General features: G+C 57.9%; 20 protein-coding genes. 12 read left to right on the top strand and 8 right to left on the bottom strand.

Translation table 11 applies throughout. The annotated features are described in order from the left end of the window. Positions 1 to 76: 76 nt before the first annotated feature. The gene (locus tag G533_RS21740; protein ID WP_051230242.1) at positions 77 to 1,870 is read right to left on the bottom strand and encodes an AMIN domain-containing protein; all 1,794 of its coding nucleotides are present in this window, start codon (positions 1,868 to 1,870) and stop codon (positions 77 to 79) included. Next, on the bottom strand, positions 1,867 to 2,583 hold the full coding sequence (locus G533_RS0111605) for an ABC transporter ATP-binding protein (protein WP_027950095.1): 717 nt from the start codon (positions 2,581 to 2,583) through the stop codon (positions 1,867 to 1,869). Before G533_RS0111605 ends, G533_RS21740 begins: the two co-directional genes overlap by 4 nt. A gap of 46 nt (positions 2,584 to 2,629) precedes the next feature. On the opposite strand from G533_RS0111605, the gene G533_RS0111610 reads away from it, so the two are divergent. Next, complete coding sequence (locus G533_RS0111610; RefSeq protein WP_084638949.1) at positions 2,630 to 3,478, top strand: outer membrane lipoprotein-sorting protein; 849 nt, start codon at positions 2,630 to 2,632, stop codon at positions 3,476 to 3,478. 33 nt (positions 3,479 to 3,511) lie between these two features. Here G533_RS0111610 and G533_RS0111615 read toward each other — a convergent pair whose 3' ends face one another. From G533_RS0111615 to G533_RS0111635, 5 genes are all read right to left on the bottom strand, one after another. Next, positions 3,512 to 4,732 carry an ABC transporter permease gene (locus G533_RS0111615; protein ID WP_205622607.1) on the bottom strand — a complete coding sequence of 407 codons (1,221 nt, stop codon included), beginning with the start codon at positions 4,730 to 4,732 and terminating at the stop codon, positions 3,512 to 3,514. A gap of 9 nt (positions 4,733 to 4,741) precedes the next feature. Continuing rightward, complete coding sequence (locus G533_RS0111620) at positions 4,742 to 5,965, bottom strand: ABC transporter permease (RefSeq protein ID WP_051230243.1); 1,224 nt, start codon at positions 5,963 to 5,965, stop codon at positions 4,742 to 4,744. Beyond that, a complete protein-coding gene (locus G533_RS0111625) occupies positions 5,966 to 7,378 on the bottom strand; it encodes a phenylacetate--CoA ligase family protein (protein WP_027950099.1) in 1,413 nt (470 codons plus the stop codon). It abuts the gene before it with no gap. A gap of 28 nt (positions 7,379 to 7,406) precedes the next feature. Beyond that, positions 7,407 to 8,138: a PEP-CTERM/exosortase system-associated acyltransferase gene (locus tag G533_RS21745; RefSeq protein WP_051230244.1), complete on the bottom strand. Its 732-nt coding sequence runs from the start codon at positions 8,136 to 8,138 to the stop codon at positions 7,407 to 7,409. Between the two features lie 87 nt (positions 8,139 to 8,225). Further along, entirely contained in the window at positions 8,226 to 8,864 is a 639-nt protein-coding gene (locus G533_RS0111635; protein WP_027950100.1) for an N-acyl amino acid synthase FeeM domain-containing protein, read from the bottom strand. Between the two features lie 320 nt (positions 8,865 to 9,184). Here G533_RS0111635 and G533_RS0111640 point away from each other — a divergent pair, with 320 nt between their 5' ends. The 10 genes from G533_RS0111640 (at position 9,185) to G533_RS21770 (ending at position 19,399) form a co-directional block, all read left to right on the top strand. Beyond that, positions 9,185 to 10,132 (top strand): THxN family PEP-CTERM protein, encoded by a 948-nt coding sequence (locus tag G533_RS0111640; RefSeq protein ID WP_027950101.1) that lies wholly within the window; start codon positions 9,185 to 9,187, stop codon positions 10,130 to 10,132. Between the two features lie 67 nt (positions 10,133 to 10,199). Then, positions 10,200 to 12,092, top strand: coding sequence for an arsenate reductase/protein-tyrosine-phosphatase family protein (locus G533_RS0111645; RefSeq protein ID WP_144079866.1), 1,893 nt, complete (start codon positions 10,200 to 10,202; stop codon positions 12,090 to 12,092). Next, positions 12,079 to 13,098 (top strand): glycosyltransferase family 2 protein, encoded by a 1,020-nt coding sequence (locus G533_RS23545; protein ID WP_051230245.1) that lies wholly within the window; start codon positions 12,079 to 12,081, stop codon positions 13,096 to 13,098. The genes G533_RS0111645 and G533_RS23545 overlap by 14 nt, the downstream gene beginning before the upstream one ends. A gap of 73 nt (positions 13,099 to 13,171) precedes the next feature. Further along, positions 13,172 to 14,980 (top strand): asparagine synthetase B family protein, encoded by a 1,809-nt coding sequence (locus tag G533_RS0111655; protein WP_051230246.1) that lies wholly within the window; start codon positions 13,172 to 13,174, stop codon positions 14,978 to 14,980. 55 nt (positions 14,981 to 15,035) lie between these two features. Next, complete coding sequence (locus G533_RS0111660; protein WP_027950104.1) at positions 15,036 to 15,287, top strand: acyl carrier protein; 252 nt, start codon at positions 15,036 to 15,038, stop codon at positions 15,285 to 15,287. A gap of 5 nt (positions 15,288 to 15,292) precedes the next feature. Next, positions 15,293 to 16,108 carry a hydrolase 2, exosortase A system-associated gene (locus G533_RS23550; RefSeq protein ID WP_051230247.1) on the top strand — a complete coding sequence of 272 codons (816 nt, stop codon included), beginning with the start codon at positions 15,293 to 15,295 and terminating at the stop codon, positions 16,106 to 16,108. After that, positions 16,105 to 16,995, top strand: a complete 891-nt coding sequence (locus G533_RS23555; protein WP_051230248.1) for a hydrolase 1, exosortase A system-associated — start codon at positions 16,105 to 16,107, stop codon at positions 16,993 to 16,995. The genes G533_RS23550 and G533_RS23555 overlap by 4 nt, the downstream gene beginning before the upstream one ends. Before the next feature lie 75 nt (positions 16,996 to 17,070). Continuing rightward, positions 17,071 to 17,970, top strand: coding sequence for a polysaccharide pyruvyl transferase family protein (locus G533_RS21765; protein ID WP_144079867.1), 900 nt, complete (start codon positions 17,071 to 17,073; stop codon positions 17,968 to 17,970). After that, complete coding sequence (locus G533_RS0111680; protein ID WP_144079868.1) at positions 17,964 to 18,755, top strand: sulfotransferase; 792 nt, start codon at positions 17,964 to 17,966, stop codon at positions 18,753 to 18,755. Before G533_RS21765 ends, G533_RS0111680 begins: the two co-directional genes overlap by 7 nt. Then, the gene (locus G533_RS21770) at positions 18,752 to 19,399 is read left to right on the top strand and encodes a hypothetical protein (protein WP_051230250.1); all 648 of its coding nucleotides are present in this window, start codon (positions 18,752 to 18,754) and stop codon (positions 19,397 to 19,399) included. The genes G533_RS0111680 and G533_RS21770 overlap by 4 nt, the downstream gene beginning before the upstream one ends. Before the next feature lie 119 nt (positions 19,400 to 19,518). On the opposite strand, the gene pth is transcribed toward G533_RS21770, so the two are convergent. Continuing rightward, positions 19,519 to 21,351 (bottom strand): aminoacyl-tRNA hydrolase, encoded by a 1,833-nt coding sequence (pth, locus tag G533_RS0111690; protein ID WP_027950106.1) that lies wholly within the window; start codon positions 21,349 to 21,351, stop codon positions 19,519 to 19,521. Positions 21,352 to 21,630: 279 nt separating this feature from the next. On the opposite strand from pth, the gene G533_RS21775 reads away from it, so the two are divergent. After that, positions 21,631 to 22,659 carry a polysaccharide deacetylase family protein gene (locus tag G533_RS21775; protein WP_158413415.1) on the top strand — a complete coding sequence of 343 codons (1,029 nt, stop codon included), beginning with the start codon at positions 21,631 to 21,633 and terminating at the stop codon, positions 22,657 to 22,659. Positions 22,660 to 22,823: the final 164 nt, after the last annotated feature.

A 22,823-nucleotide genomic window follows, 5' to 3' on the forward strand; every position in this document is an offset into this window, starting at 1 on the left:
CCCCACTCTAAGGCAGGAACGCGGTGCCGCCAAGGCGCAAATGCGGCACTGGCTCACACTTTGGCAGGGAAAGGGGCTAGAACCAGCGGCGCAGCTCGACAAACACACGGTCACTCGCGTCGTATTGCCCAAACAAGCCGACCTCATCCCCTCCGAACAAGTCTGCACCAAACTGCAGGCGCCACTCCTGCGTCACGCTCCAGCTCACGCGCGGCTGCAGGGACCAGTCACTGCGATTCAACCCGGTGAGGTAGAGCACTTCCGCTTCCACACGGTCACCGAACCGCCGATTCACCAGCAGCGTGAGCCCGGTCTCGTTGCGATCCGACACCAGCCCGGCGCTGTAGTCGGCCAGATGACGGCCGTAGAACTGCGCATCGAAGCGCCAATCGCCCCAGGGCAGCATGACACCCATCACGTAATCCAGCCCGTCACTCTCTGCCGAGCCACTGATCGCTGCCGGATCCAATGAGAAAAAACTGCGACCGCGGGTATACACCGCTTCACCCTTGAACACGAAGTCGCGGAAATCCTTGGAGAAGGTACCGCCAAACTGCTGGATGCGGTCGTGACGCAGCTCCAGCCCATCTGCTGTCTGGTAGAGCATGGGAGCCACATCGGTGCTCTGGTAGTAAAAGCCACTGAGATCCCACCCGTCGAGCAGGTAGGAGAAGCGGCCACCCAGGCCGTGGTTAGACAGCTTGCTGCGGCTCGGTGTGCGCTCGGCCACCGGCGTTCCGGCTGCCACCGGGAAGGGATAAAAGTCCGCCCCTGGCTCGCCTATCCTGTCGTAGCTGGGATACGGCACCCAGAGCAGTTCCAGGTGGGCATCACCCGCAAACCGCTCGGCGCGCACCGCCCACTGGGGAATGCGCATGGTCTCGAACTCCTCGAGATAGAACTCCCGGGTATCGCGCGCCGACACCACATCGGCGAGAAACAGGCCCACCATTTCCCCCCAGACCACGTGTTGCCGGCCGAGGCGGTACTCCCAGTTGCCGGCGCCGAAATCCAGATAGGCCTCGCGTAATGACGCATCGCGGCGCTGATCGTGGCGCACAGCGGCGGGGTAAAAATCATCTTCCAGACTGTAGGCGCCATCCCCTTCCAAGCGGCCCACGACTTTGAAACGCGCACCCCAGTCGAAGCTGCCACTCACACCAACTTCCAGCCGCGCGCGCAGCTTCGACCAGTGTTCCGGCTGTGCCGTGGTGTGCGCCGCAGCCAGTTCGCCGTAGCCCCCCACCAATACATCGCTGATACCCGCGGGGGAGGCACTGGGAGCAGCTCCCCCCACCGGGGCACCGGGAGCGGGTTGACGGCGTTGCGGCCGGGCGACACGCGGTGCGGTGTCGGCCACCGCCGCAGGCCTGGGCGCACTGTCCAAAGTCGGCCGGCCCGACGCAGCGCCCTGCGCCACGCGGTTCTCGCGCGAATAGAGGTCCAGAACCAGACGGTAGCCACCGTTGGCATCGGGGCCGAGCACGAAGCTCTCGTGATGCACGCCGCTGTCGGCCAGATCCAGCACCAGCCGCAGCGTGTGCCCCTCGCGCACGCCGGTGCGCATCCCGGCAACGGGCGTGGCGGCGAACAAAGCCGGCGCGGGTGTGCTGGCGAGCACGGTATGCTTGAGATCGATAACAATGCGATCGGGGCCGGACAACTCAAACAGGTCGTATTGCGGCGCGGCGCTGATATCCACCACCATGCGTGTGCGCCCGGGCTCGCGCCCCACCCGCACACTGGCACTGGCCTGCGCGGCCTGGCCAGCAACCACCCCGGGTTCGTTCGCGGCCAGCGCGAACGACGGTACCACCAGCGCGGTGCAGAGGAACGCCACTGCCCGGCAGGCGGACAGCACCCGGTTCACGGCGCGGCCTCCTCCGCAGACTGCGCACTGCGCTCCTCTTGACGCAGGATGCAGCCGTCTTCCATGTGCACAAGACGGTCAGCCATCGCCATCACATGACTGTCGTGGGTCGAAAATACGAAGGTCGTGCCCGCCTTGCTGTTGATGCTCTGCATGAGTTCCAGAATGCTGCGCCCGGTCTCGCGGTCGAGATTGGCGGTTGGCTCGTCGGCCAGCACCAGCCGTGAATGGGTCGCCAGGGCGCGGGCAATCGCCACGCGTTGCCGTTGGCCACCGGACAACTGATTGGGGCGATGTTCGGCAAAGCGCGCCAGCCCCACCATGTCCAGATAGTGCGCTACCCGCTCGCGCCGCTCCGCTCGCGATAACTCCGGCAGCTGCAGCAACGGGTATTCCACGTTCTCCCGCGCCGACAGCACCGGCAACAGGTTGAAATTCTGGAAAATGAAGCCCAGCGTACGGGCCCGCACGTCCGCCAGCTGATCGGGTGTTTTGCCGGAGACATCCTGCCCTTCAATGAACACATGCCCCGTGCTCGGGCTATCAATGCAGCCGATGATATTCAGCAGTGTGGACTTGCCACTGCCGGACGGGCCCGCGATGGCCAGAAACGCCCCGGGATCGATCGTCAGTGACACGTCGCGCAGCGCATCCACCACCTGTTCGCCCAGCGGATACCGCTTACCCACCTTTTCTACCTTTACAATCGCCATTGCACAGCGCCAGAATGCCGGAACATGTCGCCACAGGATAGCACCCATGTTTCGGCAACTACGCAAGAATCCTGACTTTTTGACCATTTTGGGGGGGGGCGCCCTCGCCTTTTTGCTGGCCTCCGGCGCCGCTCGCGCCCAACCGGCACCAGCGGAAGATGACGCTGCGCCCGCCCGCTCAGAGCTGACGTCAGATTACAGCGACGGCACCTCGGATGCCGCGACGGTGGACGCCACGGCCCTGGTACAGCGCGCCGACGCTATTCGCTTCCCCCGGGAGAGCTTCGAAACGCTGATCACCGTCACCAACTACACGGCTGGCGAGGCGGGCGATGTACGCGAGTACAAGGTCATGTCACGGGGCAATGAAAACACCATCGTGCTCACCGAATCGCCGGCTTCCGAGCGCGGTCAGGCCCTGCTCATGCGCGGCCGCGACCTGTGGATATTCATGCCCACCGTCTCCCAGCCAGTGCGCCTCTCACTGTCCCAGCGTCTCACCGGGCAAGTGGCCAATGGTGACCTGGCGCGTGCCAATTTTGCCGGCGACTACAGCGCGGAGCTGGCGGGGCGGGAAAATCTGGATGGTGAGGACGCCTGGGTGCTGGACCTGACCGCAGCTGGCCGCGGCGTCACCTACGCCAAGGTGCGGTACTGGGTGGCCGTCGCGGATGACCGGCCGATCAAGGCAGAGTTCTACGCCGTGTCCGGACGGCTGCTGAAAACCAGCCGCTACGAAGCCTTTCAGGACCTGGCCGGGCGCATGCGCCCCACCCGGCTGGTCATCGAGGATGCACTCAAGGAAGGTGACTACTCTGTGCTGGAGTACAACACCATGACGGTGAAAGACCTGCCCGAGCGCATGTTTACCCAACAGTACCTGCGCCGGCTTTAGGGCCACTTGTTTGCAAGGGTGTTGCAGCGCCCGCTAAACGGCCTGGCGCAGTGACTCGGCGATGTCGGCCCGCGCCGCACGCCGCGCCGGCCGCAATGCGGCAATGACCGGCGCCAGCACACCCACGGCAAAAGCCAGGCCGCTGATCCACCACGCCAGCCGCACCAGTGCGATGTAGGCAATATCCGAGTTCGGTGGCGGCGGCATGGGTATGCCGACGGCGGAAATGGCAAGTGCCAGCCCATTGCCCAGCACCACACCAAGCACTGCGCCCGCGGCGCCGAGAAATGCACTTTCCAGCAGCACCAGCCGGAATATCTGCCGCTGAGGGGCGCCGCAGGCCTGCATGGTGCCAAACTCCGCCGCGCGCTCGTACACATTCATATTAATGCTGTTGCCCACACTGAGTGTCACCATCAGCAGGATCACCAGCACCAGAAACCCGAACTGCTGCTGGTACAACGCCACCGTCTGCTCATAAAAGGGGTTGAGGCGGCGCCAGTCCAGCACTTCAACATCGCGCTCGGCCAGTGTTGCCTGCGCGGCCTGTTGCACGGCGGCGGTTGCCTCCGTGCGCGCCAGCCGCAACACGGCCAGGTGCACGCCGGGATCGCCCAACAGCTCCTGGGCGGCGGGCAGAGGAATGCGCACCGCGCGGGCGTCATAATCCTTGGAGAAGGTCTGGAAGATGCCGACCACCTCGAATTCCAGTACGTTCACCGCGCCTTCTGTGGTGTTGGTGAGCAGGTCCACCCAATCCCCCGGCTGCAGATTGAGGGCCTGGGCCACGCCCGCACCCAGCATCATGCCGAAGGGGTCACTGTCGGTCAGCTGCCGCCCTGCCGAGATGTTGATATAGGTTCCCAGGCGGGCTTCGGCGGCAGGCTCCACGCCCTCGCCGATAATCGCCCAGTCCGTGCGCCCATTGTTCAGCAAGCCCGTGAATACATTGCGCAGCAGCACTTCTTCTACTGCGGGAATAGCTTGCAGCTGGGCACGCAGGGCTTCCGGCTCGGCAAGCAGGTAGGCAGCGGGCTCACGGGCGCCCTGCTCACGATAGCCCGCCCGGTTAACCTGCAGGTGCCCCGACTGGGAGTGAATCATCGATTCCCCGAGCTCATCCACCGTGTCCTTGATGAAACCACCGGCGAGGATGAGGGCGACCACGCCAAAGGCGATGGCGAACAGGGTCATCAGCGAGCGGCCACGCTGGCGCAGCACGTTGCGGGCGGCAAGCTGCAGCAGCTCTCTCACTGGAACCCCCTAGCGCGCATGGCGAATGGCCTCCACGATCTCCATGCGCGAGGCACGCCAGGCCGGGTAGAAAGAGGCCAGCGTGGTGGTGACTATCGCAATCAGCAATACTTCCAGCACCATCGGCGGGGTGATTAGGAGCGCCGCATCGTAGCTGCGGGCGAAGGTCGGCGGCGGCGGCATTTCGATGGCAGCCAGCGCCAGCAGCTGACCGACGCCCAGAGCGGCCAACACGCCGAGCACGGCACCGAGCAGGCCCAGCAGTGCGCCCTCCAGCAGGAAGCCACGCAACACAGACGCACGCGTATTTCCCAGGGCCATCACCGTGCCGATTTCTCCTGTGCGCTCCAGCACACTCATCATCATGGTGTTGCCGATACCCAGCAGGATGATGAACACCACAATCCCTTTCACCAGGTCCAGCTGTTGTTGAAACAGCGCCGAGGCGCGCGCATAAAACTCCGCCAGCGTGTACCAGGGCTGCACGTCAAACTCATCGGCAGGTAACGCATTGCGCACCGGGCCCAGCGCGGACGCTGTCGCGCTGGTGTCCTGCAGGAACACCAGCCAGGCATGGGCGCCCTCCACCTGCGCCAGCTCCCGGGCCAGCGACAGCGGCAACAGCAGGGCGGCATCGTCAAACTCCTGACTGAACGAGCTGAACACCCCCGCGACTTCGGCTTCAGCCGCACCCAACTGCCCCGTGGGTGTGTTGACCAGCAACACCACCGACTCTCCCGGTTCCACCTCCAGCTGCCGCGCCAGGCCCTCACCGAGGACTACATGGCGGTGATCTGCAGGCCCCAGGCGACGGCCCAGCTCAATCCGTAGCGAGCGGTCATCCAGCATATCGCGCGCCGGGTCTATCCCTTCGCTCATGAAGGGCAAGGTGCGCTCACCAAAGCTGACCAGACCGTTCAATAACAGACGCGGCGATATCGTCGACCCCGACGGCAAAAGGGCCGGATCAAGCGTAACATCGGCGGGAAGCAGATAGGCCCAGGGGTCACTCCGGCCCCGCTCCTGAAAGCCCGGCCGTGTGACCTGCAAGTGGCCGAACTGCGAGCGAATGGTGGCCTCGCGAAACTCCTCGAACATGGCCGCGTTGAACCCCGTTGCCACCAGCAACGCGGTCACCCCAAAACCGATGGAGAGCAGTGCGGTGAGGCTGCGGCGAAACTGGCGGCGTAAATTACGCAGCGCCAGCAGCAGCGACATCAACAGCGCCGACACTCAGCCAGGCCCCGGGAAATAGCGGAACTTGCGTTCATAATCCAGGCCCATGCCGTGGGGGAATTCGGCGTAGGCGAAACAGCAGAGCTCCGGCGCCGGCACAGCACGGCGTGCGGCGGACTCCGCTATCAGCTCAGCCAGGTCTGCACCGACGGCCTCCGGTGGACGGCTGGCGCACTGCGCGAGTTGCACATCCAGGCGCAGGCCGTCGGCGATTGGCAACACTCGAAAGGCCCCCGACAGCTGATCTGCCAACGCTGGCCGCCGGTAGAGTAGCGCCTTGAACTGGTCGACATGCCAGTGGCTATCGACCTGGTCGCGCGCCCGGCCGAGCATCGCCAGCATGGGAAAGGGCACCGCTGCCAGCGCCTCCCGCGCGGCATCCTGCAGGGGTTCGCGATCCTCTTCCGTCAACCATCTCGCGCGATCCCCCGTGCGATAGCGGATCATGGGCACAGGTGCCTCACGATCGAGCATGGTGATCACCAGGTCACCCACCCCATCCGGCCCAGGGTCAACAATCTCCACGTAGCTGCGCAATGGGTTGAAACAGAACCAGGAGGGCAACACGGCGTCCGGGTTACGACGGTGCCAGGCACGGCGCAGAGCAATGGTGGCCGAGTTCTCGAAAAACAGGTTCAGGCCCAGTTCACCCACACCCATGGAACTGCCTATCAGCGTGCCATCAGATTCATCCAGAGGAATACGCAGGGTAGCCGCCAGGTAACTGCGGTAGTCCTCGGAAAACATCTCTTCACCGAGGATGACGTTCATACGCAATTGCGACCAGTCGAAACCCTGCTCCGCCGCATAATCCAGCAGGCGCTTGCAGAACAGGGGGTCGGTGCAGAGTATGGCCTGGTCAAACAAGGGGCCCGCCTGGGCGAGGATGGCCAGCGCCATGTCCTCACGCACGCTGACATTCGCCACGCAAACCGTATTGGAGGTAAACACCACGCCCATGGGCAGGCAATTCACCAGCAGGGTGTTGCGTTGGTCGATGCCAAATGCCTGCTGCAGGCCAAGGTCAATGTCGTCCGGTGTCAGATGGTGCTGGCGGCGGGTGCTGAGGCCGAAGGCGAAATTGCTGCCACCGTGGCCCGAGCTGGTGAGCACACCGGCCAGCGCAGCTGGAGGCAGATTGTCAACCAGCAGTTGTTGCACTGGAAAGCGTTCGAAAAGGTCGGCCTTGGCTAGAATGGGGGCCTGCGCCAACACGTCCCCACCCGTGCGCACCTGGCCCGACGCTACCCCGGCCTCCTGCAGCAACGTACGATAGGCTGCAGAGTGCCGCGCTGCCCGCGTAAACACGACGGGCAAGCGCTTGCGCCCCAGCGCTTGAAGCCTGGCTGGCGATTGCCGTGCCAGCATGGCCAACAGAAGCTTGCGTTTCAGTCGTCTCAGAATTTGCATGAGGAAAATCGCGGTTCAGGCTTGTGCATCAGGGGCCGCTGCGGAACCACCACAGCAGTGCGGGATTGGAAGCTTCCAGTGCCGCTTCGAGTTTGCGCAAATCACCCAGGTAGGGAGTCACCGGGCCGTAATAGTCGCTCTCAGGGCCAATGGGCGTGAAATCGAACCCATAGATTCGCAGTACCCGTGCCAGGCCCTTTTCCATCGCGGCATACCAGTAGCGAATGCCGTTCTCACAACTGAAGCGATAGATTTGCCGATACAGCCCCAGCACCAGCAACGGCGCATTGACGCGTTTCTCACCGCGCGGTGACTCGTCGACCGCATCGCGACCCTTGAGATGCGACTCGTTGATGCCCCACAGGCTGTCCCCTGCCCGGCGCCGATATTCCCGCTTCACCGCAAGGCGGGACACCTCGCCGGATTCAGCGGCGGGCGGTGGCTCAAAATCAGCGAACGGCGGACAGTGGTCAAAAAACGGGAGCGGCTCGCCTTGCACCGGCATCACGAGGCGCGCGGTGCCAGCCACAACGCCTTCGGCATTGGTGGCAGAAAAATGCGCTGAGCGCGCATCGTAGGCATCTGTTTCCAGCCCATCGGGATAGCGGGCGGCATTCAGGAAGTGGCATTCGAGGCAATAAATCTGGTAGCGCAACGCGTAGAGATCGTTGAGCTCTGCAACTTCACTTCCGCGGTCGTAGGAGTGCAGCGAAAAGTATTTCGCCAAGGCACCTAACGATGCTGCTGCGTCGCGGTCCATTGCTCCCTCCACCCTCATTTATGATTCTGCCTGCAGCATAGCACCAAATGCCTACGTGTCTGCAATCAGGCCCGCGAGGGCCTGTCGTCAAAGCTCCGAATCAAGCCAGTGCAGGAACGCCGGATTCACTTCGGCCAAACGACGTTGCAGGGCCGAAAGCTCCAGCAGGTACGGGGCAACCGGCCCGTAGTAGTCTACCGCGGGCCCGATTCGTTGAAACTCGACGCCGATGCGACGCAGCATGCGCAGCAACGGACGCTCCATGGCCGCATACCAGTACTCGATGCCATGCTGCAGACTGTACTGGTACATCTGCCGGTAGACGGTGAGGATGACCGTGCCGGTGTTGCCCCCTCCGGGCGGGGTGCGGCAATTCTGGTTGAGCACCAGACGGGAGACCTCGCCCGCGACCCGCGACGGAGGCAGCGTGACTCCCTCGAACAGCCTGCAATGCTGCTGATAGGGGAAGCCGTCTCCCGCCGCGTCGAGTACCAGTCGCACTGACCCCGCCACCTCGTCATTCCGATCAAAGGCAGCGAAACACCGGGAGCGGGCATCGTACCCGTCGATCTCCAGCCCTTCCGGATACTGCTCGGCGCACAAGAAGGCCCGTTCTTCGCAGTAGACGCTGTAGCGCAGCCGATAGATTCGGCGCAGTTCCTCAGGTTGATTGACAATACGTGTGTTCAGCCAGTGTTCCGGACGGAACGCCTTGGGGTTGGTCATAAAACGCCTCGCAGGATGACCCCGCACTACCGATTTTCAGGGGAGTGACCTTACGCATCCTGCCTGGGTCGAACGCATACTAAAAGATACCGGCGGCGACGGAAAGCAATTGTCAGGATTTTTTACACCCATAGCCTGCGAAGGGCGGTGCCCCATCACAGCAACACGAACAACCTGTTGTTTATAAAGCGTTTTATTTAACTGGCATGGCAGTTGCTTTAGGTTCCGTGCGAAGGCGGCCAGGCCACGAACACTGGCCAGACGCTTAAACTCCGATACCCCACCGGGCACTGTCGGAACCCAACATCAGGAGATTCATGATGAAAACAATGATCAAGACAGCAGGCGCAGCGAGTCTCCTCGCAGTTGCCGTTGCCAGCACCTCGGCAGTAGCCGCGCCCCTCGCAGAACTCGGGTTCAGCCAGCAAGCGGGTTTCGGTACCCCCACGTTCTTTGGTGGTTCACTCAGCTACAAGCCTGCAAGCGATGTTCCCAACCTTGACCCGCTGGCACCCGCCGGCACCAACCTCAGCTTCGCTTGGGAAGGCGCCAACGACCCGGTAGAGTCCTCAATCGCCATTCAGTCGTACAACAACAGCACTGCGCCAGTGGCAGACCTGGACGGCACGCCCCTGCGCTACACTGCCGGTTTCGCCGGCGTTGATGGCGACGGGCAATGGAACGCCGGCGACTGGTGGGTTATCGACACCATTACGCAAACCAACAATACGCTGACCACTCTTGGTGGCGCTATCGTTGACCCGCTGTGGGTTGTCGACACGCTGGCGAACCTGCGTATCTACGCGGATGCCGCGCGCACGGACCTGGCTTACGCCGACCCGACCACGACCAACAGCATCAGCTTCAATGAAACGCTGAACACCGACAGCGAAGCAGCCTGCGCGGGCCCCAACCCGCTGGAAACGCTGTGCGATGACATTTTTACCGCATCATCTGACGCGTTTGCACCGGTTTCGTTCGTACGCGACGGCTACCGCTATGACCTGAGCTTCACGCTGTTCGCCGGTACTTCTACCGACAACGGTGTTCCTGCCGGTACTTCGGAAGTTGTTCTGAACCCCGACGGCACTATCACGGTGTACACCCCTGAGTATGATCCCGGCACCAGCTCTATCCACGTAGCGATGAGCTACATGGCCACGGCAGTTCCCGAGCCTTCGATTCTTGGCTTGGTCGGTGCAGGCATGCTCGCTCTGGGCTTCGCTGGTCGTCGTCGCAAGCAGGTGCAGGCCAAGAAAGCCGCATAATGCAGCACGCTGAAGCAGCTTCGTAAGCAGCTCGCTTTAAGGAAACGGCCCGCAAGGGCCGTTTTTTTTGGCAGGTCTGAAACGCGCCGCTTCCGGTCGAGTAACACCAGACTGCAAGAAGGCGCACTCCAAAAGTGTTAAGCAAGTACAGCTATTCTGGTATAGCATCGCAACGCTACGACAAATTAACAATGGCCCACCACCTTTGACGCACGGACAAACAATAAAGCGGATTCTCGTGCTTGATGGCGACATGGTCAGCGCACTCACCATCGCCCGCTCGCTGGCCGCGCGACATTACGTCGTGGATACCGCCAGCCCCAAAGCCGCCCCTCTCGTCGCTTATTCAAACGCGGTCAACGCAAACTATCGGTACCCAGACCCGCTCGTTGATGAAACTGCGTTCCTGGAATGGCTCCTGAAGCATCTCGACCAAGAAAAATACGAGTTGGTTATTCCAGTCACCGAAAGAAGCCTCGTGCCCCTTGCAAAGCATCGCAGTGTGTTCAGTCACGCCCGCATGGCAATGGCTGACGACGAGAGTCTCGAACTCGTGTTGGACAAAGCGGCAACGTTCGCGCTGGCCGAACGTATTGGCGTTTCCGCCCCGCAGAGCTTCTACATTTCAGACATCGACGAGTTGGCGACATTACAGCCACAGCTACGTTTTCCAGTGGTGGTCAAACCGAGCCATTCCGTTTCCGCGGGCAGCGAAGGCTACTCCAAACGCAACGTTAGCTACGCCAACAACGACCATGAACTCCGCCAGCAATGCAGAGCGTGTCTGCGACATTCTTCAGTGATTCTCCAGAGCTACTTTCGCGGCCTGGGTGCCGGAGTAGAGTTGATTGCCAAGCAAGGGGAGATCCTTTACGCCTTCCAACACCTGCGCTTGCACGAAGTCCCCTTGACGGGAGGCGGTAGCAGCTTCCGCATGAGCACAGAACTGGAGCCCGCGCTTCTTGACGCTGCAACCAGGCTGATCCGGGAAATTCACTGGACGGGGGTCGCTATGGTCGAGTTCAAGTGGAACCCAGAGACCAAGGAATACTGCCTGATGGAAATCAACGGGCGTTTCTGGGGCTCACTTCCGCTTGCCGTTGCCGCCGGAGCCGATTTCCCGGCGATGCAGGCAGAGCTCTCGTTGACCGGTAAGGTAGGCGCCTATCCGGCCTATCGGCGCGGCATGTATTGTCGGAATCTGCCCAGCGATGTCATGTGGCATGAGATGGTGTTGCGCAGCCAGAGCGACGAAATTACCCAGGTTCCCTCTTTTGGCAGTGTGTTGAAAGACTTTAGCAAGGTATTGTCCCCGAAGCACCATTTCGACACGCAGTGCCTGAGAGACCCGCTTCCGGGCCTGATCGAAATCAACCGCCTTTTGGCAAACTATGGCCGGCGGCTTCGGGACACCCTGGCTGAGAACCTGTTCACAGTCTCCCAGCGATTGCTTTGGCGCAATGGGACAGTTCGTGAGAGACTCAGAGCGTCAAAAACAATCCTGTTCATATGCTATGGCAACATCAATCGTAGCGCGCTTGCGCAATCACTCATGGTGGCCCGGCTGCCCACCACGTGGAACCTGGATGTTCTCTCGGCAGGCTTTCACGTGGAGGAACAACGTCCCGCCGACCCGCGTATGGTGCAGGTTGCAGCGGCGAATGGCGCAGACTTGACTCAGTCCCGATCACGCATGGTCGACAAACAAATGCTGACAGAAAGCGACATTATATTTGTGATGGAAAGGGAGCACCGAAACCGGCTGGTAGCGCTAGACCCCACGGTGGCGAGCAAAACGTTCTCGCTGGGCGCCTGCCTGACCGGGCTCCAGCGTCCGCACGCTGAGATCGCAGATCCCTATAATAAATCCGAAACGGTCTATCGCGCATGCTTTGACGATGTCCAGCGAGCAGTAGCGCGCATTGCAGAGGAATTGAACGTTCATCATGTCGGCCATTGAAGCCTACAATGAGAGCACCGAAACAGCGGCAGAGAAGCGAAATGAACGCCCTTTCTTCTCCGTGGTCTTGCCGACACGCAATCGACCGGAGCTGTTCAACCGGGCACTGAATTCGGTACTGGAGCAATCGTTTCAGGACTTTGAAGTACTGGTCGTGAATGACGGTTCTGATGACGACTATCTGGAGCGCTATAAAGAACTGGAAGCCTCCGCAGATCCGAGAGTACGGTGGCACTATCAGGCGCAGAGGCCCAATGGCCATGGCCCCAGCTACTCGATCAACACCGGCGCTCACAGGGCGCGTGGGCTATACCTGTGCATACTGGACGACGATGACAGCTGGGACGCAGTTGACCACCTGCAGCAGGCCCATGCCACCATCACCGCGACCGGCGCAGTGGACGCCTATTACAGCAACCAAACTGCCTATCGTGCTGATGGCATGCCGGTACAGAGAGCGTTGTGGTTGAACGCGCTGGCAAAAGAACTGCCACGACCGGGCGTCACTCAACCAGTCGACCCTGAATTCCTTCTTAGCTGCCCCGGGTTTCCGCACCTCAACTGCAGCATCATAAAACGTGAGCTCTACCTCGGAATTGGCGGCATGGACGAGGGTATCCGTTATGAGTGCGAAGTGGACTTGTACTTGCGCACGCTGGATGCGGCGTCGCTCATCCTTTACAACCCGACTGTCGTTGCGCGCCACAATGTCCCAGACGTTGCGCAGCAGGCGAACGTCTCCACCAACGTAACCAGAGTGGGAAAGCTGCTCTCACAATGCAACATTTACCAGAAGAACCTGGCCACCGCCAACAGCGTCGCGGTTCAGGGTCGTTGCCGCGATAAACTGACCTTGGCCTACAAAAATCTGGCGCAGGCATTTGCTGAAGACCGGGACTTCCCCCGCGCCACAACCTTCGCCAGAATGGCACTGGCATTCCGCTACACGATCAAGTGGCGCCTATACTGCCTGCAGTTAGCACTGCTTGCGGCCTTCAGAGGCTGACGAATGATCAATGCAAGTCTGAATAACTCGGTGCCTCTTGGCAGACGACCTACACAACGGGTATTGCGAAGTCATGGCTATTGAGCACCCTGTGAACCTGACCGCGAGCATACGAACGAACGAACTGGCTTGTTCTCCGCAGTTCATTCGAGGCGGTCTCACCAATGAAAACGCTCCCTTGGACCGCAACTTCGTTCTCGCAAGCCATGGCGTGCAACTCGCAAGTGGCATCACTGCCGTAATAGCCGGCCAGCCAATGCTGTCGGGAGCGAGCCCTGAGGATGAGTTTAGCGGCAACGACCTTCTTGACCTTTACGCTCGGTATGGCAATGAATGCGCAGCGCATCTGAGTGGAACCTGGGCGTTTCTCATCGCAGACCCTCTACAACAAAGAATCCTTCTGGCGACTGATCGTATGGGGCGCCTCCCGATATATTTTGCGGTCCAAGACCACAATGTAGTCGCTAGCGCGACGCTACCTGACCTGCGCAAGCTCTCACCCTCACGGGGGGTCGACAGTCAAAACCTTTACAACTACGTTTACTTCCACATGATACCTGCCCCCGGGTCCGTATGGAGCGGCATACAGAAGCTGCGAGCGGGCGAGCAATTGGAGGTAACGGCCGCTGGCTGGAACACTTCCCGCTACTGGACTCCGAGTTTCAGGGAAACAGCTGCCGATAAAGCCCTCCGCCACACCTCACTGCAGCAGCACCTGAAAGGTGCTGTGCAACGCAGTCAATCGAACACGGGAAAAACAGGCGCCTTTCTGAGCGGTGGCCTGGATAGCTCCACCGTTGCCGGCATGCTCAGTGAACTACAGGGCGGAAGCTGCGATGCCTATGCCATAGGCTTCGATGCCGAGGGCTATGACGAGATGGCCTATGCTCGGATCACAGCCGAGCACTTCGGTATTCGACTACATGAATACTATGTCACTCCCGATGATGTGGTTACCGCGCTCCCAGCCGTTGCGGCGAGCTTTGATGAGCCCTTCGGCAACTCATCCGCCCTACCGGCGTATTTTTGTGCGCGTATGGCGGCTTCAGATGGCATCACAACCCTGCTGGCTGGGGATGGCGGCGATGAGCTTTTCGCGGGGAACGAGCGTTACGCCAAACAAAAGGTATTTGACCTCTATAGAAACTTGCCTGACTGGCTGCAACGCGCCGTGATCACACCGGCTATATCCAGTCTGCCAGGAATACTACCAGGCGCCGGAAAAGCCAAAAGCTACATTACCCAAGCCAACCTGCCATTGCCGGACCGCCTCCAATACTACAGTTTTCTCGAACAAATCAGCCCTGAAACAGTGTTCAACACGGGCCTCTTGCATGAGGTCGATGTCAATGAACCTCTCAGGGTGATGCGGGAAACTTTCCATACCCCGAAAGATGCCTCTGCGCTGAACCGCATGCTCTTCCTGGACTGGCAGATGACGCTGGCTGACAACGATTTACGCAAGGTATCCCAGGCGTGCAGACTGGCTGGGGTGAAGGTGCGCTACCCGATGCTGGACGATGAGCTTGTTGCGTTTTCAACGACCCTGCCCACACGCTGGAAATTGCCTGGGAATCGTTTGCGGGATTTCTACAAGCAAGCACTGTCCGGCTGGTTGCCAGAGGCCACGATTAAGAAGGCAAAGCACGGCTTCGGTCTGCCGTTTGGCGTATGGATGAAGGACCACAAGCCGTTACAGGAAATGGCCTACGAGAATATCCTGAAGCTTAAAAGCCGCAACATTTTTCAGGCAGACTTTCTTGAGGAGGCGATTGCACAGCACCGATCCGAACATGCCTCTTACTTCGGGGAGCTTATCTGGGTCCTCACCGTCCTTGAGATATGGTTGCAAGCCAATCAGCCCGATTATCGTCATGAGTAATCCCCTGCCAATCATCCACCCTGTGGCCCCATGAACCTTCCTGAGGAACTACCGCGTGACAGCACTTGAACTGACAAAGCAACTCGTAAGGTCCTGCCTGCAACTGGGCAAAGACTACCCGTTATCAGAGGACACCGTGCTCCTGGGCGGATTCCCCGAGTTTAACTCCCTTACCATTACCACACTGATAACACAAATCGAGGACGCTACCGGCTGTGAAATCAGTGATCAGGAGATAAGTGGCGAAATCTTTGAGACAATTCAATCGCTGAGCGAATTTGTTGAAGCGAAAATATCAGAGGCGTAATCGAATTGAGCCAGATTGACACCATCGCCGAGTTTATCGGGAGTGATCACCCTGCATTCTCACTGCAGTATTGGCCGACAGAAACCCCCAAGGCGAACATCATCTATCTTCCTCCCTTCGGCGAGGAGATGAATCGTTGTCGATCGATGGTGGCGAGCCAGGCGCGCTGGTTCGCACGCCAAGGCTCCTCTTGTACGATTCTGGACTACTTCGGCACTGGGGAGAGCCACGGAGAGTTCGAAGATGCCAGCCTGGAAATATGGCGGGAAAACATAGCCAATGCCATCCAGAGGGTCAGGGAGCGAAGCGATGTCCCCATCACATTGTGGGGATTACGGCTTGGGGCGCTCATCGCTTTTGACTGTATCTCTCGCCCGTCAACCGCTGTAAACAAGCTGCTGCTCTGGCAGCCTGTAACGTCGGGAAAGCTCTTCCTGACACAAATGCTACGTCAACGAACCGCGTCACTAATGCAAGCAGGCAAAGAGGCAGAGACAACCGAGCAGATGAAAAACGCCCTGGCTGCCGGGGAAACCATCGAAGTGGCCGGCTTTAAACTGGGTGGCGTATTGGCTACGGGCATTGATCGACTCACCCTGGCTGCAAGCAGTGCCTCTCCCGGCACAACAATTTTCTGGTTGGAGCACTGTAATGATGAGTCGTCCGATCTGAACATGAAAACCAGCAAAGCCATCGCAGAGTTACGGGAAAATGGTGTGACGGTAGCGGTCGATACCTTTGTCGGGGAACCGGTATGGCAGCTACACAAGCGTGGTGAATGCGGGAACCTCCTGGAGAAGACAAGGGCACTGAGCCTATGAACGACGCCCAATCTCCAACGCGCGAGTCAGCCTTCGCGTTCGACTGTAAGGGAAGCAGCCTTATCGGCTTCCTGCACGGTGGCGATGAACACTGCGATGTGGGAGTCCTTACCATTGTACCTGGTGGGCCACAGTACAGGATTGGCGTCGGTCGACAGTTGTTGAGGCTCGCTCGTCGTCTCGTAGCTGATGGCATTCATGTCATGCGTTTCGATCAAAGAGGTCTGGGTGATAGTGAGGGCGATTTCAAAGGCTTTCAGCACACCCGCGACGATATCGAAGCGGCTATCGCGGAGTTCAAGATAAGAGCTCCCGCCGTCAAACGGATCATTCTCTGGGGCGGCTGCGACGCTGCTTCAGCTGCGATTTTACATGCGCACAAGCTACCCGATGTTGTGTGCATCATAGCGGGGAACCCCTTTGTCGGGTCGTCGACGTCACCATTGAAGGCCCAGCAGATGCACTATCTTGCGCGCATTCGACAGAAGTCGTTCTGGAAAAAGCTGTTCAAACTGGAATACAAACTCAGTGACTACGCGTCGGGCGCGATTAAAAAAGTCCGGCAGAGGCTGAAACCAAAGAAACCTGAGACAGCGCCGGGATCCCAAGCCCAGGCAGGCGCCCGTACAGACTTTTCCGCCGATCTCCTGACCGGGTTGAAAATGTTCAACGGCAAGATACTCTTTTTAATGGGAGACAGGTTCCTACTGAGCACCGAATTTGATCGGCTTGTCTCTTCGTCACCCGAGTGGGTAGCTGCTTATAACAAGCCAGGAAACGAGCGGCTGGACATCAAGGGAGGTGATCAGGTTTTCTCCAACCAGGATGCACAGGAGAGGATGTTCGAACTGGCAGGAGAGTGGATCCGTAAATCGTATCTAACCTAGTTTCCAGGATTTTGAAGCAAACCAACCGGCTTGGGTGCAAGCATCGCAACCAATAATTGCGAACATGGGCTTATTATGAAGGTAATTTACTTCCAGGATCCGGAAGGCAATTTCGGGGATGAACTGAACCGCTGGCTGTGGCCCAGACTATTTGACGGCGCCGTTACCGGCTTTGGTCACCACGGTATCGAAACCCTGGAGGAAAACGGCAAGGAAAGCCTCCTTTTTTACGGAATCGGCACCATCCTTGATGACCGAATACCGGTAGAGCCAAAGAAAATTATTTTTGGGAGCGGTTTTGGCTACGGTGCACCACTTTTTAACCTGAACAACTGTGACATCAGATTCGTTCGGGGGCCCAAGACTGCAGAAGCCATCGGAGTACCAATCGACAAGGCACTAACAGACCCCGCCATTCTTCTGCGCCATTTCTTTCCAGTTGTGGCAAATGAAAACAAGGTTCACGACGTCTCTTTCATGCCTCACCACAGCACAACTAAAGGAGACTTTTGGGAAGATGCATGCAAGGACTCGGGCATAAATTACATTAGCCCTATGGGGTTTGACGTAGAAGCTGTCGTTCAGCAAATTTCTTCCAGTCGGCTAGTGATCGCAGAAGCAATGCATGCCGCAATCGTGGCGGACGCGTTTAGAGTTCCATGGATACCGGTAACCAGCGTACCTGAAACGAACCCTTTCAAATGGCAGGACTGGTGTGAATCACTCGACCTCAGATACCAGCCACACACTATTACGCCCATCTACAGGAACGTGACTGGCAACCCGGCAAAAGATCTCATCAATAAAGTGAAAGCTCTCCTCCGGCGCCATGAACTTCGTGCCATCAGCAAAAAGAGGGGCGCCACTATGCTGAGTGATACACGTGTGCTAGATGCACGTCGAATGAAGATGGATGAACTCGTTGAAGGCCTTCGAGACCACCTGCGAATAGATAGCGCAAAACCACCATGCTAACCTCAAAGGTACGCCAATATCTCAGGAAGAGCTTTCGAATTAGGCCGAGCCACTGCTTTTGCCTTGGCGCCGCAAAAACAGGTACCACGTCATTCTCCGCGATGTTTGCGGACCACTATCGGGCTGCCCATGAGCCGAATGTTGCGGATCTCACGGCGACTGTTGAAAAGGTCATCCTTGGGGAACTCCGACCACCTGAAATCAAGGACTGGCTATATAAGCGGGACAAGGAGCTCAACCTTGAAGTTGAGGCCTCGCACCCATTGGGATATCTGGCACCGTGGCTGCCCGAGGTGTTTCCGGAAGCCAAGTTCGTGATCACCATTCGAGACCCACTGCCCTGGCTCAAATCACGGCTTAACTTTCACTACTACAAGACGCCTGAGGTCTGGCAGCGTTATAGAGACTTCATTTGGGGGCGACACCACATAGGCTACCAACTTGAAGAAGCTGTTCTAGAGGAACTTGGACTATACTCACTGGATGCATATCTCACTCAGTACTCTGAACAGTACAAACTGCTGTTTAACCATTTGCCAGAGGATAGAACACTAATGCTGCGAACTGAGCGATTGAGTGATTCTATCGAGATACTCGCTGCGTTTCTGGAACTTGACCCGACGACAATTATAGCGAAGCATGAAAATATTGTAGCAGTCGATTCGAATGTGATTGACTTACTTCCAACAGCTTTTGTGGCGAGCCGTATCAAGGAAAAGTGCGGCTGGATAGAAGAACGCTTAAGTATTCGAATACCATGTTTTGAACGCGGGCTATCCGTATGATGCTTTCCTTTCGGACAATTTTCCTCGTCATTGTAGCAATGAGCCCCGCATCTGTTGCGGCAGATCCCGCCCCTTGGGTCGGTATGTCTTTTGGTGGCATAACGTGCAAGGGGGGCAGCGCGGGCAATTTCGGCCCATACGATTACGTCACCGACAAAGAGAAACTCCCTGTCGTCGAAAGACGCCATTTTACACCGCAGGTTGAACAACTTGTTAAAGGCGAATCGACGCTTGATCCAATGCGTGATGTCAACTACACGTTAGTCAGGTTCCCCAACCACCACCGAGCTCTCTATTCCGCAGTACGGTTTTCCTTAGGTGAAGCATCGAACTCTAAGGGGAACTATTCCGCAGAGTGCTACCTCCAAAGAGCTATCAATTTCAGCCCTTCAGATCCGGTTCCACACATGCTTTTTGGTCTCTATCTACACCGACTGGGCAAACTCGATCAATCACTTAAACATTATCGTGTCGCGGAAAAAATGGCTCCAAATGATGCCAATCTACTGTATAACTTCGGACTTGCTCTGTTCGATTCTGGGAATTTCTCTGAATCCTATGAGTATGCCAAGAGAGCCTACGATTCTGGAATGGATTTTCCGGCACTCAAGCGAAAACTACAGCAAGCCGGGTACTGGAAGTAAATTACAAGAGGTTTGGTGCCGCCATCTTGAGACAATCACTGGGCCTTGACTGGCCACAAAATTGACTGTCACGCATTGCCTGCAGATCGCGTGGATCTGCAGGCATCGAACTGATCCCCCTAGACAGGCAATTGCTGCAACCCAGCCTCAAATGCAGCGACTAGCTGTTGCTGCTCCCTCTCCGAGAGGCTCTGGTGCACCAGCTGCCAGCTCTTGCGAACATCGCCCGGTGGGCGTACTCCCAGCCTTATCCGACAAAAATCCTGCGTCTGACCTGCTGCGATCATCGACCGTACCCCGAGGTGACCGCCGTCACCACCGCCTCGGCGAACCTTCATTGTACCCACCTCGAGATCCATGTCGTCGTGAACCAGCACAACACGAGCCAGCTCCTCCGAACCGAGCATACGAAGGATAGTGCTGCCCGAATGGTTGATGGCCGCAGCCGGCTTCACCAACACTACTCGTTCACCTTCCAGTAGCCCTTCAGCAACTTGCCCCTCGGCTGTCTGCTGCCAGGTTATGTCCTGCTGCTGGGCGAATGCATCCAATGCAAGATGACCGGCGTTATGTCGGGTCAATCGATATTTGTCTCCGGGGTTCCCTAGCCCTACCAGAATGAAACGACCGTCACCTAGGGGGATGGCTGGTAGAGCCTCATCAGTGCCATCGACGAGTGCTGACGAGGTGTCACTGCCGGCCAGCGTGAAATCATACAGTCTCGGGCAACTTGTGCAGAATTGTGACTTACCACATCGAACTTGCCAGCAAGCGATTGGATCCTCCCGATCAAAAATCAATCTCACGAGATGATCAACCCGGGAAGACCCCTTGAGCAGCACCAGGTCACCAGGGCGTAGAACGTCGCTTAAATACATAGAGGCTTGACGCAACTCGCTAAAGCCTCGCAAGCGCTCCCGCTGCTCTGCGGTAGCTCGTTTGATGGCCCGATAGGCATGAGTTCCAACGAAAATAACTAGATCGGCAATTTCCAGGGCTTTCTCCGCCACCTGCGGGTAGAGCTTGGAAGCTGACCGAGAGTAATCAGAGAGTGTACCAATCACCATCACCTTGCGCGGAGCTGCCGCATCTCGTATGAAGGCCATTGGAGCGTCCAGCGACCAATAGGGTGCTTTCCAGTCATCCCTTACGAAGGTCACGCCATCGCTCCTGGTCACCACCTGCATCCGACCCTCACTGGGTTCCAGGGTTTGCAGATTAGCAATAGCCACGGGTAACTCCATCCCCGTCGCAAGAGCTACAGCCAGAGCACATAGGACGGAAAGAGCGAGGTGCTCACCATACAACCGGGTGGGCACGGCAAATTGCTCCCCATCGTAGGCCACCCTTAGGGTCAGCGGTTGTGGCCACGCAGATTTGCACTCCAACAACCGCAAATGGGCACCCTCGCTCCACCCCACCCAGATTACGTTTCCGTCCCACTCCTCTCCCCGCTGCCGCAGCAGAGGATCATCAATATTGAGAATTGCCGTACCATTCTCCGGCAACGCGTTGACGAGGCGAAACTTTTCGTTGGCAATATCCTCAAGCCCAAAACCAGACCGGGCATGCTCTCGCTGAAACAGTGTCACAACGGCAATACGCGGTTTAAACAACCTGAGGGGCCAGTCCATAGCACCAGACTCCCCACCCGAAACCTCCAATACCGCATAGCGATCCTTGCGCCGAATAGAGGCTATGGTTCTGGCTACCATCACCGAGTCGTTAGACGATTGCTGCGTCTTGGTGACCGCACCCACACAGGACAGTAATCCGGCACTGAGATCCTTGGTGGTGGTCTTGCCAGCACTGCCGGTAATGGCAACAAACTCCACCTTGCCCGTGAAGGGTCTCCTCATTAACGCGAGCCCCAAGGATGTAACGACCTCGGTGCGCCAGCGAATTGTAGCGACCAAAGCCATAATTCGATTGGTCAAAGCGGATATAGTCATCCTTCGGGGTTCCCGTGCTCACGGATAGATTTGAGTACCTCCAAGACGCTGGAGAACCGACACTACCCAACTATTTTTCGGTTTGCGATTGAACCATGGCATACGGTGTAGGCTGAGGATACTCTACACCGAGCCGCGTACCCATCAAGCCTTAAGCACCGAAAAATCGATTGTCGCACGAAAGTACTACGGATAGATCAAAATCACGCTCGCAACGGAGTATAAACTGCGTAAAAATGGTCTCTTCTTCAAACAATGTTAGTGGACGGTTCTTGGGATTTGAAACACCTCATACTCGCACTCGCAAAAAGCACCGGGCTCTTTGCCCTCAGCAGGCTCGTCACCGCCAATCAGGTGAGGATACTTGCCTATCACGGAATATGGATGGGTACGGGCCATTTCGGCAATTTTTTGTATATGAGCGCATGTAAGTTCCAGCGCAGAATGGAGTTGCTGGAAGAGTTGGACTACCCCGTAATCACCCTCACTGACGCATTAGCAAAGCGCTGCAGCGGTGAACTACCGCGGGGTGCAACCGTTATCACTATCGATGATGGCTGGCAGAGCACATATGAACATATGCTCCCCATCCTACAAACACGCAATTACCCTGCCACAGTTTATCTAACCACTTACTATTGCTTCAATCAGGCACCTGTTGTCGATGTTGCCTTGCAATATTGTATTCATCAGATTGACCCAACAAGACACCCTTTCATACATGTACCAGAATATGATCTGGGACCACTTCCCATTGGCACCCGTACCGAGAAAGACCGGGTTCTGGGGGCCGCATCTGCTGTTGTAGCGCGGCTAGACAACGATTCCGCGAGGCAGCTGTTCTTACGCTCTCTCTGTCAACAAACGGGATTAGACTACGACTTCATGGCGGCAAACCGCCTCTTTCATCTTATGACTCCGATGGAAGTGAAGAAGATCTCAGAATCAGGCGTCGCGGTGGAATTACACACTCACCACCACAGAATCACACACAAGGGCGTAGATTGCCTGGATGCCGAGCTTACAATCAACAGTGAGCGTATACAGGCGATTACCGGTCGTTTCCCCAGCCATTTTTGCTATCCAAGCGGCCGCTATTCACCCGAGGTCTGGCCAACACTCAGTGAGGCAGGCATAGCTTCAGCTACAACCACTGACATCGGGCTTGTGAACAGTCACTCGGACAAATATGCGCTGCCGCGCATTCTGGACGGGCAAAACATTTCGGAATTAGAATTCGAGGCTGAGATGAGCGGCTTTTTGGAGCTGATCCGCCAGGCGCGACAACTATTCAGACTTCGTGCGTGACCACCGCAACGAAGCCTAACATTAGGGTACTGAAGCCCTAACCATGATTACGAGAATATTAAATTGGCAGATCACTCAAAAAAAACGCCTCCCGCTACGCTCACTGACATAGTACGTCAGACGCTACAACGAGGGAGGGAGGGCCACCTGCCTGTCTGCCGGCA

The sequence above is a fragment of the Haliea salexigens DSM 19537 genome (assembly GCF_000423125.1).
GTDB lineage: Bacteria > Pseudomonadota > Gammaproteobacteria > Pseudomonadales > Halieaceae > Haliea > Haliea salexigens.

What these genes read in the sequence shown, in the direction of transcription:
- pth (WP_027950106.1), bottom strand. Translation starts at nt 21,351, where the DNA reads ATGACTATATCCGCTTTGACCAATCGAATTATGGCTTTGGTCGCTACA.
- G533_RS21765 (WP_144079867.1), top strand. Translation starts at nt 17,071, where the DNA reads ATGAAGGTAATTTACTTCCAGGATCCGGAAGGCAATTTCGGGGATGAA.
- G533_RS0111640 (WP_027950101.1), top strand. Translation starts at nt 9,185, where the DNA reads ATGAAAACAATGATCAAGACAGCAGGCGCAGCGAGTCTCCTCGCAGTT.
- G533_RS23555 (WP_051230248.1), top strand. Translation starts at nt 16,105, where the DNA reads ATGAACGACGCCCAATCTCCAACGCGCGAGTCAGCCTTCGCGTTCGAC.
- G533_RS0111635 (WP_027950100.1), bottom strand. Translation starts at nt 8,864, where the DNA reads ATGACCAACCCCAAGGCGTTCCGTCCGGAACACTGGCTGAACACACGT.
- G533_RS0111610 (WP_084638949.1), top strand. Translation starts at nt 2,630, where the DNA reads ATGTTTCGGCAACTACGCAAGAATCCTGACTTTTTGACCATTTTGGGG.
- G533_RS0111655 (WP_051230246.1), top strand. Translation starts at nt 13,172, where the DNA reads ATGGCTATTGAGCACCCTGTGAACCTGACCGCGAGCATACGAACGAAC.
- G533_RS0111625 (WP_027950099.1), bottom strand. Translation starts at nt 7,378, where the DNA reads ATGCAAATTCTGAGACGACTGAAACGCAAGCTTCTGTTGGCCATGCTG.
- G533_RS21745 (WP_051230244.1), bottom strand. Translation starts at nt 8,138, where the DNA reads ATGGACCGCGACGCAGCAGCATCGTTAGGTGCCTTGGCGAAATACTTT.
- G533_RS23545 (WP_051230245.1), top strand. Translation starts at nt 12,079, where the DNA reads ATGTCGGCCATTGAAGCCTACAATGAGAGCACCGAAACAGCGGCAGAG.
- G533_RS21770 (WP_051230250.1), top strand. Translation starts at nt 18,752, where the DNA reads ATGATGCTTTCCTTTCGGACAATTTTCCTCGTCATTGTAGCAATGAGC.
- G533_RS0111605 (WP_027950095.1), bottom strand. Translation starts at nt 2,583, where the DNA reads ATGGCGATTGTAAAGGTAGAAAAGGTGGGTAAGCGGTATCCGCTGGGC.
- G533_RS0111680 (WP_144079868.1), top strand. Translation starts at nt 17,964, where the DNA reads ATGCTAACCTCAAAGGTACGCCAATATCTCAGGAAGAGCTTTCGAATT.